14 protein-coding genes are annotated in these 15,982 nt (G+C 70.0%); 6 read left to right on the forward strand and 8 right to left on the reverse strand.

Features of this window, described 5'->3' with window-relative positions; translation table 11 throughout:
• Window position 1: 1 nt before the first annotated feature.
• Window positions 2-196 carry a hypothetical protein gene (locus tag C8K38_RS16780; protein WP_097212556.1) on the reverse strand — a complete coding sequence of 65 codons (195 nt, stop codon included), beginning with the start codon at window positions 194-196 and terminating at the stop codon, window positions 2-4.
• Between the two features lie 153 nt (window positions 197-349).
• On the opposite strand from C8K38_RS16780, the gene C8K38_RS16785 reads away from it, so the two are divergent.
• The 5 genes from C8K38_RS16785 to C8K38_RS16805 all read left to right on the forward strand — a co-directional run bounded on the left by C8K38_RS16785 (window position 350) and on the right by C8K38_RS16805 (window position 7,320).
• On the forward strand, window positions 350-829 hold the full coding sequence (locus tag C8K38_RS16785; protein WP_097212625.1) for a PH domain-containing protein: 480 nt from the start codon (window positions 350-352) through the stop codon (window positions 827-829).
• A 134-nt stretch (window positions 830-963) separates the two neighbouring features.
• Window positions 964-2,424, forward strand: a complete 1,461-nt coding sequence (locus C8K38_RS16790) for a PH domain-containing protein (RefSeq protein ID WP_097212626.1) — start codon at window positions 964-966, stop codon at window positions 2,422-2,424.
• Between the two features lie 33 nt (window positions 2,425-2,457).
• Window positions 2,458-5,469 carry an alpha-mannosidase gene (locus C8K38_RS16795; protein WP_097212557.1) on the forward strand — a complete coding sequence of 1,004 codons (3,012 nt, stop codon included), beginning with the start codon at window positions 2,458-2,460 and terminating at the stop codon, window positions 5,467-5,469.
• A gap of 98 nt (window positions 5,470-5,567) precedes the next feature.
• Window positions 5,568-6,560: a lipase family alpha/beta hydrolase gene (locus C8K38_RS16800; protein WP_097212558.1), complete on the forward strand. Its 993-nt coding sequence runs from the start codon at window positions 5,568-5,570 to the stop codon at window positions 6,558-6,560.
• A 67-nt stretch (window positions 6,561-6,627) separates the two neighbouring features.
• Window positions 6,628-7,320, forward strand: coding sequence for a uracil-DNA glycosylase (locus tag C8K38_RS16805; protein ID WP_097212627.1), 693 nt, complete (start codon window positions 6,628-6,630; stop codon window positions 7,318-7,320).
• Window positions 7,321-7,348: 28 nt separating this feature from the next.
• Here the strand turns inward: C8K38_RS16805 and C8K38_RS16810 are convergent, their stop codons facing one another.
• From C8K38_RS16810 to typA, 6 genes are all read right to left on the reverse strand, one after another.
• Complete coding sequence (locus tag C8K38_RS16810) at window positions 7,349-7,768, reverse strand: hypothetical protein (RefSeq protein ID WP_097212559.1); 420 nt, start codon at window positions 7,766-7,768, stop codon at window positions 7,349-7,351.
• Window positions 7,769-7,791: 23 nt separating this feature from the next.
• Entirely contained in the window at window positions 7,792-7,950 is a 159-nt protein-coding gene (locus C8K38_RS27220) for a hypothetical protein (RefSeq protein ID WP_179800604.1), read from the reverse strand.
• A gap of 108 nt (window positions 7,951-8,058) precedes the next feature.
• Window positions 8,059-9,435: a glutamate decarboxylase gene (locus C8K38_RS16815; RefSeq protein WP_097212560.1), complete on the reverse strand. Its 1,377-nt coding sequence runs from the start codon at window positions 9,433-9,435 to the stop codon at window positions 8,059-8,061.
• Between the two features lie 147 nt (window positions 9,436-9,582).
• Window positions 9,583-10,461, reverse strand: a complete 879-nt coding sequence (gene mshB / locus C8K38_RS16820; protein ID WP_097212561.1) for an N-acetyl-1-D-myo-inositol-2-amino-2-deoxy-alpha-D-glucopyranoside deacetylase — start codon at window positions 10,459-10,461, stop codon at window positions 9,583-9,585.
• Window positions 10,458-12,164: an ABC transporter family substrate-binding protein gene (locus tag C8K38_RS16825; protein WP_097212628.1), complete on the reverse strand. Its 1,707-nt coding sequence runs from the start codon at window positions 12,162-12,164 to the stop codon at window positions 10,458-10,460. Before C8K38_RS16825 ends, mshB begins: the two co-directional genes overlap by 4 nt.
• Before the next feature lie 159 nt (window positions 12,165-12,323).
• A complete protein-coding gene (gene typA, locus C8K38_RS16830) occupies window positions 12,324-14,231 on the reverse strand; it encodes a translational GTPase TypA (RefSeq protein WP_097212562.1) in 1,908 nt (635 codons plus the stop codon).
• 329 nt (window positions 14,232-14,560) lie between these two features.
• Here typA and C8K38_RS27225 point away from each other — a divergent pair, with 329 nt between their 5' ends.
• Window positions 14,561-14,737, forward strand: a complete 177-nt coding sequence (locus C8K38_RS27225) for a hypothetical protein (protein WP_097212563.1) — start codon at window positions 14,561-14,563, stop codon at window positions 14,735-14,737.
• Between the two features lie 27 nt (window positions 14,738-14,764).
• Here the strand turns inward: C8K38_RS27225 and C8K38_RS16835 are convergent, their stop codons facing one another.
• On the reverse strand, window positions 14,765-15,958 hold the full coding sequence (locus C8K38_RS16835) for a lipase family protein (protein WP_097212564.1): 1,194 nt from the start codon (window positions 15,956-15,958) through the stop codon (window positions 14,765-14,767).
• Window positions 15,959-15,982 lie beyond the last annotated feature (24 nt).

A 15,982-nucleotide genomic window follows, 5' to 3' on the forward strand; every position in this document is an offset into this window, starting at 1 on the left:
GTCACCCGTGCGGATACTCGTCGTCGTCCGGCACGACACGCGCCTGTTCGGCCGCGTCGGCGTCGTTGACCTCGAGCGAGCCGGGCGCCACTTCCGCCGTGGTGTCCGCGTCGTCCTGCTCGACGACAGGTGTCTCCTGCTCGGCGTGGTCGGCCTCGGGGACCTCGGGTCCGGAGGCGGGATCGAATCGGTCCATGGTCGTTCCTTCCCTCGCCTCTCCCAGGCTAACCCTCCCGAGGACCCGTGGGCGTGGGGCGACATCGGCCGAAACCGACGGATGATCGCACTGCGACGGCACCAGATCGGGCAGGCTGGAGAGGTGAGCACTCCCCCGCCCCCCGTCGTCACCATGGCCGACCCCCAGTGGCGACCCAGCACCCGCGCCCCGCAGTTGTGGGCGATCAACGCCGCGCTGATGTGGATCCCGGTCTTCATCGCCCAGATCGTCTGGGGATTCGTCGACGGGCGCTGGACCACGTGGCCGCACGTCGCGGTGTTCGTCGTCAGCCTCGCGGTGGCGGCGACGCACGTCCTTGTCGTCCCGCAGTGGCGGTACCGCGTGCACCGCTGGGAGATCAGCGCCGACGCGGTGTACACGAAGACCGGATGGTTCACCCAGGAGCGCCGCATCGCCCCGATCTCCCGGGTGCAGACGGTCGACACCGAGCGTGGACCGCTCGACCGGATGCTCGGCCTCGCCACGGTCACCGTCACCACCGCCTCGTCCGCGGGTGCGGTCACCATCACCGCGCTCGACCGCGAGGTCGCGGACCGGACCGTCGCGCAGCTCACCGAGATCGCGGGCCGCAACGTCGGGGACGCGACGTGACCGCACCAGGGCATCCTGCCCCTCCGCACTACGCGACACCGCACCCCGCGCCCGGTACCGCCCCACCGGAGGCCTCGGGCGCAGCCGCGTTGGCGGCCGAGCAGGAACAGCCGTGGCTGCGGCTCGACAAGCGGATGTTGCTCGTCCATCCGGTCGACGAGGTCGTCAAACTGCTACCGGTGCTGCTGATCTCACTGGTCGTCGGCACCCAGAGCGGCAACCACACGTTCGGTCTGATCGTCGTCGCCGTCCTGGTGGCGTACGCGCTGCTGCGCTGGTTCACCACCGGTTACCGGATCGGCCCGGTCCACGTGCAGCTGCGCACCGGGGTGTTCCAGAAGAACCTGCTCTCGGTTCCGCGCAACAGGATCCGCTCGGTCGACGTGGAATCCGGTGTACTGCACAGGGTTCTGGGCCTGTCCGTCGTCCGGATCGGCACCGGCCAGCAGTCCGGACACGGCGACTCCAAGAGGTTCGAACTCAACGCGCTCGATTCCGCCCTTGTCCCCGCCCTGCGCGCGGCCCTGCTGGCCGGGCACCGGGAACCGGCGGCGCCCGTCGATGCCGAGGCGGCGCAGCTGGGAGCGGACGCGGGTACCCCGCGCCGAGAAACGGAGATCGCGCACTGGACACCCGCCTGGGTCCGCTACGCACCGTTCTCCGTCACCGGGGTGCTGACGGTGGCCGCCGCGATCGGCCTCGCCTTCCAATACGGGCTCGGCAAGCGGATCGCCGATTCCTCGGCGGTGAGTCGAGGAGTCGACTCCATGCAGCACCTCGGCATCGCCGCCGCCGTCGCGCTCGGGCTGGTCGCGCTCATCGTCGTGGCGAGCGGGCTCTCCTGCGTGCGCTACCTCATCGCGTTCGGCAACCTCCGGGTCACCGACAACGGCAAGGTGCTGCACGTCAGCCACGGCCTGCTCAAGATCAGGCAGACCACCCTGGACAGGGCCCGGCTGCGCGGGACCTCGCTGCGCGAGCCGCTGCTGCTGCGGGCCGCGGGCGGCGCCCACCTCGACGCGATCATGACCGGGATCAGCTCCGGCAAGGGACAGTCCACCCTGCTGATGCCGCAGGCGCCGCGGGCCGAGGCCGAGCGGGTGGCGGCCGTCGTCCTTGGTGGCGACCACTCCCCCGTGGAACTCGCCCCACACGGCCCGGCCGCCAGACGCCGCCGGTACACCCGGGCACTGCTCCCGGTGGCAGCGCTGGCCGTTGCGACCGCGGTCGCGACGGCGCTGGGGGTGCCGCTGGGGTGGCAGGCGTGGGCCGGCCTCGCGGCCCTGGCCGCGGCCGCCACCGCGCTGGCCTGGGACCGCTATCGGGGCCTCGGTCACGCCACGCCGCCCGGATGGCTCATCACCCGCAGCGGCTCGCTGGACCGCAGTCGGGCCAGCCTCGAGGCCGACGGCATCATCGGATGGACCGTGCGGCAGAGCTGGTTCCAGCGGCGCGCCGGCGTCGCCACCGTGGTGGCGGCCACCCCGGCCGGGGCAGGCCACTACGAGGTCCTCGATCTGCCCGCCGACCGCGCCTGGGCCCTGATCGAGACGGTGACCCCTGGCGCGGGGGACATCTGGACCCGCGACATCTGAGCCGATCCCCTCATCGACGCACGGAGGACACCGATGCACGACGATCGCGAAATCGTGGAGGAGCGGCTGCGGCGGTTCGTCGATCAGCGGCTCGGCGGGGCGCTCTACCGGGACACCGTCCCGGCCGAGCTCACGGCGTGGCAGGTGCCGGGCGAGCCGGTGCCTGTCACGGAGGCACTGAGGCAGGAGTTCGCGCCCATCGCGATCGGGACCCGCTGGGGCAGGCCGTGGGGGACGATGTGGCTCCACGTGACCGGGCGCGTGCCGGATCGCTGGCGGGGCCTGGGCGACGACGTCGAGGTGGAGCTGGTGGTCGACCCCGGCTTCACTGGCGGCCCCGGCTTCAACGCCGAGGCGCTCGCCTACCGCCCCGACGGCACCGTCATCAAGGCGATCTCCCCGTTCAACACCCATCTTCCGGTTGATCCGCACCGGCCGGTCGACCTCTACCTCGAGCTGGCCGCGAATCCCGATGTGGCACGGAGTTTCGGCTTCCAGCCCACCACCCTCGGCGACCTGGACACCGCGGGCGAGGAACCGATCTACCAGCTCCGCCAGGTCGACTTCGCGCTTCGCGACCGCACGGTGTGGGAGCTGACCCAGGACATCGCGGCGCTCAGCGGCCTGATGCATGCGCTGCCGTTCGACCTGCCACGCAGGCACGAGATCCTGCGCGCCCTCGAGCGGATGCTCGACACCGTCGACCCGGACGACATCGCGGGCACCGCCGCCGCCGGCCGCGAGCAACTGCGCGAGGTGCTGGCGCGACCGGCCTACGCCAGCGCGCACAACCTGATCGCCGTCGGGCACGCGCACATCGACTCGGCCTGGCTGTGGCCGGTGCGCGAGACCATCCGAAAGTGCGCCCGCACCTTCTCCAATGTCGTTGCGCTGATGGACGATCACCCGGACTTCCGGTTCGCCTGCTCGTCCGCGCAGCAGCTCGCCTGGGTCAGGGACGGCTATCCGGAGCTGTTCGAACGGATCCGAGACAAGGTCGCGGCCGGCCAGTTCGTCCCGGTCGGCGGCATGTGGGTGGAGGCCGACACCAACATGCCCGGCGGCGAGGCCATGGCGCGGCAGTTCGTGGCGGGCAAGCGGTTCTTCCTCGACGAGTTCGGCGTCGACACCCGAGAGGTCTGGCTGCCCGATTCGTTCGGCTATTCGGCCGCGCTGCCCCAGTTGGTCCGCCTGTCGGGGTCGCAGTACTTCCTCACCCAGAAGATCTCCTGGAACAAGACGAACCGGATGCCGCACCATACCTTTCGATGGGAGGGCATCGACGGCACCCAGGTCTTCACCCACTTCCCCCCGGTGGACAAGTACAACTCGGACCTGTCCGGACACGACCTCGGTCACGCCCAGCGCAACTACCGGGAGCAGGGCGCGGGGACGGTGTCCCTTGTCCCGTTCGGGTGGGGCGACGGCGGCGGCGGGCCGACCCGCGAGATGCTGGCCGCGGCCGAACGGACCCGTTCGCTCGAGGGCTCACCCACCGTCACGCTGGACTCGCCCGCGAACTTCTTCCGCCGGGCGGAGGCCGAGTACCCCACCCCGCCCGTGTGGTCCGGCGAGCTGTATCTGGAGCTGCACCGCGGGACCTACACCTCGCAGGCCAGGACCAAGCAGGGCAACCGGCGCAGCGAGCACCTCCTGCGCGAGGCGGAACTGTGGGCGACCACGGCCGCCGTGCGGGCCGGCGCGCACTATCCGTACGACGAGCTCGAGCGGCTCTGGCATCTGGTGCTGCTGCAGCAGTTCCACGACATCCTGCCGGGCAGCTCCATCGCGTGGGTGCACCGCGACGCCGAACGCAACTACGCCGCCGTCGCGGCCGGTCTGGAGGAGATCATCGCCGACGCGGCGGGAGCACTGACCGGAGCGGGCTCGGCGACCCTCACCCTCAACGCGAGCCCCCAGGCGCGCGACGGTGTGCCCGCGCTCGGCATCGCGACCGCCGTCCCCGAGGCCGCCCCCACCCGGATCACCGGGCGCGGCAAGGGTTTTGTCCTCGACAACGGCCTCGTCCGGGTCACGATCGACCGCGACGGCCTGATCACCTCGCTGACCGATGCCGACACCGGACGCGACGCCATCGCGCCCGGCGCGGTCGGCAACCTGCTCCAGCTGCACCGGGACGTGCCGAACCAGTGGGACGCCTGGGACATCGACGAGTTCTATCGCCACACGGTGACCGACCTGCGGGATCCCGACTCCGTCGATCGTGACGGCGACTCCGTTGTGGTGCGCAGGTCGTTCGGGGACTCGACAATCGTGCAGCGGCTCGAGCTCGCCGCAGGCGCCCGCGCGCTGGAGATCAGCAACGAGATCGACTGGCACGAACGGCAGAAGCTGCTCAAGCTGGCCTTCCCGTTCGACGTGCACGCCGACCGCAGCGCCGCGGAGACACAGTTCGGCCACGTCTTCCGGCCGACGCACTCCAACACGTCCTGGGACTTCGCGAAGTTCGAGATCTGCGCGCACCGCTGGGTGCACGTCGGTGAGCCCGGGTACGGCGTCGCGGTGGCCAACGACGCCACCTACGGCCACGACATCGGACGCTCCGCCCGGCAGGACGGCGGCAGCACCACCACGGTGCGTCTGTCGCTAGTGCGCGCGCCGCTGTACCCCGACCCGACCTCCGATCAGGGCGCACACACGTTGCGGGTCTCCGTCCGGCCGGGTGCCACGATCGGCGACGCCGTCGCCGAGGGCTATCGGATCAACCTGCCGACGCGCACGATCACGGGTGGCGCGCCGGTCGAACCGCTCCTGCGGGTGTCGAATCCCGCGGTGGTGGTGGAGGCCGTCAAGCTCGCCGAGGACCGCGGCGGCGACGTCGTGGTCCGGCTGTACGAATCCACCGGCGCCAGATCGACCGCGCTGATCGACGTGGACTTCCCGCACGCGGGCGTCGAGACGGTCGACCTGCTCGAACGGCCGGTGGCCGCCCCCACCGGCGCGACGGTCGACGGCGACGCGATCACGGTGACGCTGAGGCCGTTCCAGGTGCTGACGCTCAGAGTGCGAGCGGCGGCAGACTGACCGAACGGGGCATTCTCCTGCGCCGACCCCGTCGGGGGTGTTACAGATGACGGCTGCACTGTCTCGCATTTCCCGCACCCAGCCCCAGGAGTACTCACGTGAACGACCGGCTCCGCGCGGTCGCGACCAGCCTCGCAGTCGTTGCCATGTTCGCCCTCGGCACCGCGATCACGCCCTCGGCGACCGCCGCCGCCCAGTCCTCGGCACCTGGATCTGCCGGTGGGCAGGAGCCCGAACAGGGGCAACTCCTCGGTGCGAACGACTGGAACTGCACGTCGCAGCGGCATCCCAGACCGGTCGTGCTCGTGCACGGTACCGGGCGAGGCATGCAGGCGAGCTGGGGCGATCAGTCCGAGCCGCAACAAGCCCCGGGACCGCTGGTCGCGGCCCTCAAGAACGACGGCTACTGCGTCTTCGCACTGAACTACGGCTTCGGCCCACAGAACTTCCTGGGTCCCACCGGCATCCCCAGCGGCCGTACCGGGTGGGGCTACACCGCGCTCGAGGCCGCGGCACTCGAGCTGGGCGGGTTCATCGAGAAGGTTCGCGAGGCCACCGGCGCCACGCAGGTCGACGTCGTGGGGCACTCACAGGGCGGCACCCTGCCGCGCCAGTATCTTCGGTTCGAGGGCGGCGCGAGCCCGTCGGCGAACAAGGTTCACACGCTGGTCATGCTAGGGCCGTCGACCCACGGGACGGATTACGGCGGCCTGTATCCCTCCGAGAACGCGGCCTGGTTCGCGGGCGAATCGAAGGCCGGCCAGCAGCAGATTTCGGGATCGGCATTCCTGGCCACTCTCAATGCCGATCAGGAGACCTTCCCGGGGATCGACTACACCGTCATCGCGACGACGACGGACCGGACCATCACCCCGCACACCAACTCGGCCCTGAACGCCGCCCCCGGAACGTCGGTCCGCAACATGTACGTACAGGATGGCTGCCCTGGACTCCTGATCGGGCACGGCAGGAAATCGTTCGATCCATCACCGGAGTCCAACCCGGGACTGCTCGAGCACCCGGCCCCGATCTTCCTCGTCCGCCAAGCCCTCGATCCGACGCTCCAGGGCACAATCCCCTGCTCCGGGTAGTTCCGAACTCCTGGCACCATCCGCGGGTACCGTCGGATCTGTGGAAGCCCATGCCACCCTCGCCGAGATGGACCGCGAGCTCGTCAACTGCAGACGCTGCCCGCGGCTCGTCGAGTGGCGCGAGCGCGTGGCCGTCGAGAAGCGGGCCGCGTTCCGCGACGAGACCTACTGGGGCAGGCCCGTTCCCGGGTTCGGGCCGGCCGATGCCGCGCTGTTGATCGTCGGGCTCGCCCCCGCCGCGCACGGCGGGAACCGGACCGGCCGGATGTTCACCGGTGACCGCAGTGGCGACGTGCTGTACGCGGCGCTGCACGCGGTCGGGCTGGCGAACCAACCGACCGCGGTCAGCCGCGACGACGGCCTGCGGCTGCGTGGGGTCAGGGTCACCGCACCCGTGCACTGCGCTCCCCCGGACAACAAGCCGACGCCCACCGAGCGGGACACCTGCCGCCGCTGGATCGACGAGGAACTGCGGCTGCTCTCGCCGACCCTGCGGTCGGTGGTCGTGCTCGGCGGATTCGGTTGGCAGGCACTGTTTCCCGCACTGACCGACGCCGGCTGGGCGGTACCGCGGCCGCGGCCGAAGTTCGGCCACGGCGCCCACATTGTCCTGCCCCCGACCGGTGACGGCAGCGCGCTGGAGGTGTTCGGATGCTTCCACGTCAGCCAGCAGAACACCTTCACCGGCAGGCTCACGCAGGCGATGGTCGAGGCGATGTTGTCCGACGCCGGTCGGGCTGCGGGGTTGCTGCCCCCGTAGCCGACACCCTCCTATTCGCCCGCCGCTCCTAGGCCCGGCGGGCGGAGTTGCCGCGCGCGACGGCGTCCTCGGAGGCGAACCTCAGCAGGAGCAGCCCGGCGGGCACCACCGCGAGTCCGAGCAGCACCAGGGTCAGCGGGCTCGCGAGCAACAGGGCGTCCCCACCCGGACCGCCGAACATGCACAGCACGAAGCCGAGGAACCAGCCGACCAGCGGCAGCGCCGCCATCGATGCCCGGTCGGTGACGGTGCGGGCCCCGAGCACCAGCAACACGTTGACGACACCCGCGGCGAGCGCGCTGATCGGAAACGCCACCGAACCCAGGTAGGTGGGCAGGAAGAGCACGGCCAGCACGGCCGTGAGCGCGCCGTCGAACATCAGCAGGCCGAGAATCGCCGAGTCGAGGATGCGGCGCCCGGTCGGTGCGGGGCTGGTGCCGGATGTCATGGCACCAATCGTAGGCGGGGGCTTCAGCCCACCGGCGGGTAGCCGAGGAGCGTGAGCAGGTGACTCTGCATGTCGACGAAGTTGTACAGCGCGTTCATGTACATCTCGTGATGCTGTTCCGAGTAGGGGCGCAGCGAATCCACGAATGCCACGATCGCGTTCTGAACACTCCAGTTGTACATCGACATCCTTCCGTCAGCCCGACCCGGCTATGACCCACATCACAGTCTAATCGGATTGGGGTCGGCCGTCACAGCCGACCCCATGCCTCGGGAGGAACCCGAACCCCGTCAGTGATGGAACCCTTCCCGCGCCTCGTCGGACGGCGTGCCCCCTGCCAGCCGCGCCAGCGATCGACGGATGTCCTCGGCCAGCAGGGAGATCACATCGCGGGAGATCCCGTGCCGAACCAGGACCCGCTGGATGACTGTCTCCTGCCGGTTCGCGGGCAACGGGTACGAGGGCACCTGCCAGCCGCGCCTCCGCAGCTCATCGCTGAGGTCGTACAGCGAGAAGCCCGCCGTCGCCGGGTCGGTCAGGGTGTAGGACACCGCGGGCAGCCCGCCGGTCCCGTCGTAGAGCAGGGTGAACGGCCCCATCGTCTTGATCTCCTCGGCGAGGGCCTGGGCGGTTTCGGCACACGTCTGCTGGATCATGCGATAGCCCTCGCGGCCGAGGCGCAGCAACAGGTAGTACTGGGCGACGATCTCGCCGCCCGGCCGGGAGAAGTTGAGCGCGAAGGTCGGCATGTCGCCGCCGAGATAACTCACCCGGAACACCAGGTCCTCGGGCAGCAGGTCCGCCGACCGCCACACCACCCAGCCGACCCCGAGCGGGGCCAGTCCGTACTTGTGACCGGAGGTGTTGATGGAGGCCACTCGCGGGATACGGAAGTCCCACAACAACTCCGGCTGCACGAACGGGGCGATGAATCCCCCGCTGGCCGCGTCGACGTGAACGGGCACGTCCAGCCCGGTGTCCGCCATGATCGCGTCCAGCTCCGCCGCGATCTCCTCGACGGGCTCGTAGTCGCAGGTGTAGGTCACGCCGAGGATCGCGACGACACCGATGGTGTTCTCGTCGACGTACTCCCGCAATTGGTGCGGACGTATCCCCGTCGCGCCGGGCTCGAGCGGGATCTGGCGCAGTTCCACGTCGAAGTACCGGGCGAACTTGTCCCAGCAGATCTGCACCGGCCCGCACACCAGGTTCGGGCGGTCGGTGGGCTTGCCCTCCGCCTGCCGCCGCTCGCGCCAGCGCCATTTGAGGGCCAGCCCACCGAGCATGGCGGCCTCGCTCGATCCGGTCGTGGAGCAGCCCATGGTGTCGCGTCCGGAGGGTGAGTTCCAGAGGTCCGCCAGCATGTGCACACACCGGGACTCGATCTCCGCGGTCTGCGGGTACTCGTCCTTGTCGATCATGTTCTTGTCGAGGCAGTCGTTCATCAGCCGGTGGACCTCGTCCTCCGACCAGGTCGAGCAGAACGTCGCGAGGTTCTGCGAGGAGTTGCCGTCCAGCTGGAGTTCGCTGTGGATCAGTGCGTAGGCGATCCGCGGGTCCGACGCTTCTTTCGGCATCTGGTACTTCGGCAACACTTCTCGGCTGAGCGGCGTCGAGTAGATGTCTTGGGCGTCCCCGCCCCTGTCGGTGACCCTGTGCAACGCCATCGGGCTGATCCCTTCGTGATCCGGAAATCGACAATCGATCTGGATACAACGTGCGAGAAACTCAGGTACGACTGATGAAGCACACCGAGGGTAACCCGGATCGGGTCACCCCGTGGGGCGACTGGAAGCCTTCGGGGCGGCCGCGTGCTAGAAAGCGATGCCGGAGAACAGGTCCCGCTCGCGCCCGTCGGCGTCGACCGCACCGCGGGCGCCGCGCACCAGAACGTAGTGTTCCTCGGCCAGGATCGGCTGCGCCACGTTGTTCGACAGCGCGTACTCCGAGCCGGTCTCCGACACCGTCACCTGCGTCGCGTGCGCGGTCAGCGCCGACCGCTTGGCCTCGAGCACAGCCCGCACGTCCACCGCGGCGGTCACCGTCTCGTCGAGCACACAGGGCAACTCCCCCGGCTCCGGAATCCGCCACGACGACGGGATCTCGGTGATGCACTCGATCCCCTGTGCCAACGAGTTCGCCTCGGTGACAGTCCAATACACCTTCGTCGGCTCCCAGGGCCGACCCGCGGCCGGATACATATCGGTGCCCGCGGCCAACGCCGCTGCCATCGTGAAGCGGTGCGCCTGGATGTGATCGGGGTGGCCGTAGCCGCCGTCCGGGTCGTAGCAGACCACCACGTGCGGACGGACCTCCCGGATCACCGCGACCAGAGCCTCGACCGCCTCCTCGGGGTCCGCGTTCACGAACGCGCGCGGGTTGGCGGCTGACGGGGTGCCGATCATGCCGGAATCCCGCCAGCGACCCGCCCCGCCCAGGAACCTGGGGCCGTCGACGCCCAGCGCCGCGAGCGCCTCGGTCAACTCGAGGATGCGGTAGCCGCCGAGCTGATCGGCCCGGTCCGCGACGAGGCCCGCCCACCGCTCACCGATCACCTCGCCCTCCTCGCCGAGCGTGCAGGTCAGCACGGTCACCCGCGCGCCCTCGGCGGCGTACCGCGCGATGGTGCCCCCGGTGGTGAGGGTCTCGTCGTCGGGATGGGCGTGCACCAGCAGCAGTCGACGTTCGCTCACTGCGGGCTCCTTGACCAGCCGGCGGCATCGGCGAAGATGCCGACCTGGATCGCGCCGGTCAGCGAAACACCCTGGACGCCCGGCCCGGCCGCGACCACGGTCGTGTCCTGCAGGACGGGCAGCACGGCGGCGAGATCCCACAGCTTCGGCTCGGCCTGAGCGATCACGTGTCCGACGTCCGCGGTTCCGCGGAGCGCCTCGTCGATGCCCGCCTGCAGGGCCGCGTCACAGAGTCCCGACAGATTGCTCGGGGCAAGCGGATCGGGCACGACGTCGGGCTCGGCGTCCGTCGACTCGCCTGCGCCGGACGGTGCCGGGGCCGCAGGCGGGGGGCAGGCGAACCGGGAGGCCATCGAGGTCGCCGGGTCGGAGCCCGCGCGCGCCCAGCCGACCACGGCGTCGACCTCGCCCTCGACGAGCGACTTGCCGTACAGCTCGTCCGGCCTCATCGTCGTCACCGAGGCATCGACCCCGGCGCCGCGGAGCTGGTCGGCCGCCGTGTTCGCGACCGCGATGGCGGAGTCGTCGCCCTCCGGCGCACCGATCACCAGGGCCAGCTGATCGCCGTCCTTCGCGGTCCTGGCCGTCGCCGTCTCACCGGGGCCGTCGACGAGGGTGTGAACCCAGCCCGCCTCGGCGAGCAACCCGAGCGCCTGCTCGCGGCTCGGCGCGGGCGGCGCGGTCGGGACGTAGCCCGGATCGGACGGCGCCAGCACCTGGGCTCGGGCCGGCGTCGCGTTCGCGCCGGTCGGGGTGCCTACGGAGGCCAGCAGGTCGGGGCTGAGCAGCCCCATCAGACCGCGACGCAGCCGCTGGTCGGCGAGCGCGGGGACCCTGCCGTTCAAGGTCAGCTCCAGTACCCGGGGCGCGGGGGTGACGGCGGCGCGCACCGAGGGGATCGCGGCCAACTGAGCCTGCAGCGGGCCGCTGCCCCGCACCTGCGCGACCTGGGCGTCACCGGAACGGATCGAGTCCGCCAACTGCGCGGACGAACCACCGCGACGCATGAGGATCTGGTCGGGGGTCGCGGGCTTGCCCCAGAACCGGTCGTTGCGTTCGAGCAGGATCTCGTCGCGGCCGCGGTCGATGGACTTGATGTGGAAGTCGGCGCCGGACACCGGGATGTTCTCCGCCAGTCCGCGGGTGAACCCGCCCGGCGAGTCCTTCACCAGGTGCGAGGGCAGCAGGTCCGTGAACAACTCCCGCCACGCCGGATACGGCGAGCTCATCGTGACGGTGACGGTCTTGCCGCCGCCCGAGGAGCCGATGTCGGTGATGAGGCCGTAGCCGGCCGGGTCGACGACGCCGGGCTGGCTGATCATCTGCCGCCACAGGTAGCGGAAGTCCTCGGCGGCGATCGGCGCGCTGTCGGACCACTGCGCCTCGTTGCGGAGCTGGTACGTGACCGTGAAGGGATTCTGGGAGGTGACGTCCGCGGAGATCAGCAGGGACTCGTCGGGGAGCCAGTCCGTGCCGCCGGGCCGGGTCGGGCTGGGGACCGGACGGAAGGCGCTCGGCAACACCATCGAGCTGACCGCCGACGTGACCGGCGACTGGTCGGAGAGCAGGTGCGGATTGAAGCCGAGGCCCACGTCGTCGATCGCGACAACGACGGTGTTCTTGGTGGGCACCGCCGTCGTCGGCTTGGGACTGTCGGTGCTCTCCACCGGCGGCGGCGGGTTCGCGGTGCAGCCCGCCAGCATCAGGCCGGCGACAAGGGCTGTCGCGATCGGCAGGATCTGTCGGGTTCGTCGTCCCGCTCGATGCACTCGCACGTCCCTTTCGATCTACGGCTGTAAACGCCTGTGCGCGGCTGACGGGTCCGCAGACTCGTCAACCGCGCACAGGCGCGAAGCGCAACTCTACAGCGCGGCCTTGTCGCGGGACTTGCTGCGCGAGCGCTCGCGGGCGCGGTCGGTCTGCGACAGGTGCACCTTGCGGACGCGGACCACCTCGGGGGTGACCTCGACGCACTCGTCGCCTGCACAGAACTCCATGGCGCCCTCGAGCTCGAGCTTGATCGGCTTGGCCAGGGTCTCCATCACGTCGGCGGAGGACTGACGCATATTGGTCAGCTTCTTCTCGCGGGTGACGTTGATGTCGAGGTCTTCCTGACGCGGGTTGATGCCCACGACCATGCCCTCGTAGGTGTCCGCGCCGGGCTCGACGAAGAAGGTGCCGCGGTCGGCGAGCTGGATCATCGCGAACGGGGTCACCGAGCCGGTGCGGTCGGAGACGAGCGAACCGGTGTGGCGCGCGCGGATCTCTCCCGCCCACGGCGCGTAGCCGTGGAAGACGGCGTTGGCGATGCCGGTGCCGCGGGTCTCGGTGAGGAAGTCGGTGCGGAAACCGATCAGGCCACGCGAGGGGACGATGAACTCCATGCGGACCCAGCCGGCACCGTGGTTGGCCATCTGGACCATCTTGCCCTTGCGGTTCGCCAGGAGCTGGGTGATGGCGCCGAGGTACTCCTCGGGGCTGTCGATGGTGAGCTCCTCGAAGGGCTCGTGCACCTTGCCGTCGACCTGGCGGGTGACCACCTGCGGCTTGCCGACGGTCATCTCGAAGCCCTCGCGGCGCATCTGCTCGACCAGGATGGCCAGCGCGAGCTCACCACGACCCTGCACCTCCCATGCGTCCGGGCGACCGATGTCGAGGACCTTGAGCGAGACGTTGCCGACGAGCTCCTGATCGAGACGCGACTTGATCATGCGGGCGGTCAGCTTGTGGCCGCTGACCCGGCCGACGAGCGGCGAGGTGTTGGTGCCGATGGTGACCGAGATGGCGGGCTGGTCGACGGTGATCCGCGGCAGCGCGACCGGGTTCTCCAGGTCGGCGAGGGTGTCGCCGATCATGATGTCGGGGAAGCCGGCGACCGCGACGATGTCACCGGCGACGGCGACCTCTCCGGGCTGACGCTCGACGCCGACGGTCTGCAGCAGCTCGGTGATCTTGGTCTTGGTGACGACGGGCTCGCCGTCGACCTCGCGCATCCAGGAGACGGTCTGGCCCTTGCGGAGCTCGCCGTTGTGGATGCGGACCAGGGCCAGGCGGCCGAGGAAGGCGGAGGCGTCGAGGTTGGTGACGTGCGCCTGCAGCGGCGCGTCGACGGTGCCCTTGGGTGCCGGGACGTTCTCCATCAGGACCTCGAACAGCGCGTCGAGGTTCTCGGCGTCGGGGGCCTGGCCGTTCTCGGGCTGGACCTTGCTGGCCTTGCCCTCACGGCCGGAGGCGTAGAGCACCGGCAGGTCGAGGGCGAGCTCGGCTGCCTCGGCGGCCTCGTCGTCCAGATCGGACGCCAGGTCGAGGAGCAGGTCGTGGCTCTCGGAGACGACCTCCTCGATGCGGGCGTCGGGACGGTCGGTCTTGTTGACGACGAGGATGACGGGCAGCGAGGCGGCGAGCGCCTTGCGGAGCACGAAACGGGTCTGCGGCAGCGGGCCCTCGGAGGCGTCGACGAGCAGCACAACGCCGTCCACCATGGACAGGCCGCGCTCCACCTCGCCACCGAAGTCGGCGTGGCCGGGGGTGTCGATCACGTTGATGACCGTGATCGAACCGTCCTCGTTGTGCTTATGCACGGCGGTGTTCTTCGCGAGGATGGTGATGCCCTTTTCGCGCTCCAGGTCACCGGAGTCCATCACGCGGTCGACCAGTTCGGCACGCTCGGCGAAGGCGCCGGACTGCCGGAGCATGGCGTCGACGAGGGTGGTCTTGCCATGGTCGACGTGTGCGACGATGGCAACATTGCGGAAGGTGGTGCTGGGCACGCTGCGGTCTCCTGGCTGGCTTGATTCAGCCACGCGAAACCTAGGCTCGCACGGCTCGGGCGGCCGCGTCGCGAATGCGAATCCATCAGCACAGGACGACCTGTGCAGGCATTGCGGCCAGCTAGATACTACCCGCCCGCGGCAATTCCGCCGAAAACGAGTTGTGAATCACCCTGGATCTGCTACTCGGTCAACCACAAGGACCGAGCGAGCGGGCCGCCGAGCCCGACCGCGGCACGCGCCTGCGCCGGGCCGATTCGTGAGGGCAAGCTAACCTCGGGTAGGCCGGGACGATCCGGTATCCGACCGGGCAGGAGGGCCGAGCCGACATGGGCAAGGTCAAGGCGAAGAAGGTCTCGAGCCTCAAGCCGAAGAAGAAGTGCTGCCGCAGCAAGACGCGGTGCCTCAAGTGTCCCGTCGTCATCATGCGGATGAAGAAACTCGAGAACGAGGGCGTCACGGGCAAGGACCTGAAGAAGGGGCTCAAGAAGGCACGCGCCTCCTGAGCCCCTCCCCGTCGCGCGTCGCCCGGATCAGCAGTTCGGCGTTGTCGGACGGCCGACGACGCGGTCGTCGAGCCACTTGTAGGCGGGCGGCATCCCGACAAAGGCCCCACCGACATGATCGACGCCAAGTCCGGGGGCGTACTGGACGTCGACCCCGCGGTTGCAGTACTCACGGACCACTCCGGTCATCCCCCGGTCCGGGATCAGCACGTCCTTGGTGTCATGGAAGACGAACAGCGGCATGTCCGGCGTGGCGGCGGTGCGTGCCAGCGAGTTCTCCTCGATGGCGGCCTCGACGCTCGGGATGGTGAGGATGTCGCCCACCTTCGAGCACTGGGCGAGGCTGATGCCCTTGGTCTTGCCGAGCAGGTCCGTCAGGCACCCGTCGGTGAGCGTATTGGCGAACTCGATCCCCTCTGGGGTGAGGTATTCCTGCGGCCTGACCTTGTCCGGGAACTCCCTCGACAACCCGAGCAGGGTGCCCCAGGCGGTGAAACCGACGGCCGGCTGCTTCTCGCTCAGCCCGGCCAGGTCGCCGGGGACCCCGCCCTCGGCGACACCGATGACATTGAGTTCCGGCGCGTAGGTGGACTTCTGTTCGGCCGCCCATGCGGTCGCGTGCCCGCCGCCCGAGTAGCCGTACATGACGACCGGTGACTGCGAGAGCCCAAGCGGCTCAAAGCGTTGCGCGGCACGAATGCCGTCGAGCACGCCGTGTGCGGTCTGTCGTCCGGCGATCCAGGCCATCTCGGGGCCCTGGTAGTCGGAGGCGACGACCGCATAGCCGAGCGCGAGCATCGGCGAGATGAGGGCCAGGTCCTGGGACTTTCCCGCGGGCAGGGTCACCGAGGGGTTGCACGCCAGACCGAGGGCGTCCATCGCCTGCTGCTGGGAGAGCAGCGGGCGGGCCCCCGGTCCGGTCCACGGGCGATCGGGGACCATCACCGTCGCCGTCGTGGTCACCGGCACCCCGAACGAATCGGTGGTGCGGTAGAGCAGCTGGGTGGTCTTGACCACCGGCCACGGAGTGTTCGCCGGGAAGCGGACCTCCACCGGACGGCTGCGGATCACGTCCCCTTTCGCGTACCCCGACAGATCGGCCGGCCCCTGGAACCAATTGTCCGCCAACGGCGTCGGACCGGGCAGCGGTTCGGCGGCCGCCGCGGGGGGCACCCCCAGTGTCAGCGCGGCGGCACAGGCCGCCACCAAGCCGAGGATCACCCCATGGCTGACGCCTCCCCCTCG

Source organism: Rhodococcus sp. OK611, assembly GCF_003050885.1.
Lineage (GTDB): Bacteria > Actinomycetota > Actinomycetes > Mycobacteriales > Mycobacteriaceae > Rhodococcus_G > Rhodococcus_G oryzae.

Bases quoted from the DNA above. Each gene is read 5' to 3' on its own strand.
- C8K38_RS16780 (WP_097212556.1), bottom strand. From the start codon at position 196: ATGGACCGATTCGATCCCGCCTCCGGACCCGAGGTCCCCGAGGCCGAC.
- C8K38_RS16785 (WP_097212625.1), top strand. From the start codon at position 350: ATGGCCGACCCCCAGTGGCGACCCAGCACCCGCGCCCCGCAGTTGTGG.
- C8K38_RS16790 (WP_097212626.1), top strand. From the start codon at position 964: ATGTTGCTCGTCCATCCGGTCGACGAGGTCGTCAAACTGCTACCGGTG.
- C8K38_RS16795 (WP_097212557.1), top strand. From the start codon at position 2,458: ATGCACGACGATCGCGAAATCGTGGAGGAGCGGCTGCGGCGGTTCGTC.
- C8K38_RS16805 (WP_097212627.1), top strand. From the start codon at position 6,628: ATGGACCGCGAGCTCGTCAACTGCAGACGCTGCCCGCGGCTCGTCGAG.
- C8K38_RS16810 (WP_097212559.1), bottom strand. From the start codon at position 7,768: ATGACATCCGGCACCAGCCCCGCACCGACCGGGCGCCGCATCCTCGAC.
- C8K38_RS27220 (WP_179800604.1), bottom strand. From the start codon at position 7,950: ATGTACAACTGGAGTGTTCAGAACGCGATCGTGGCATTCGTGGATTCG.
- C8K38_RS16815 (WP_097212560.1), bottom strand. From the start codon at position 9,435: ATGGCGTTGCACAGGGTCACCGACAGGGGCGGGGACGCCCAAGACATC.
- C8K38_RS16825 (WP_097212628.1), bottom strand. From the start codon at position 12,164: ATGCTGGCGGGCTGCACCGCGAACCCGCCGCCGCCGGTGGAGAGCACC.
- C8K38_RS27225 (WP_097212563.1), top strand. From the start codon at position 14,561: ATGGGCAAGGTCAAGGCGAAGAAGGTCTCGAGCCTCAAGCCGAAGAAG.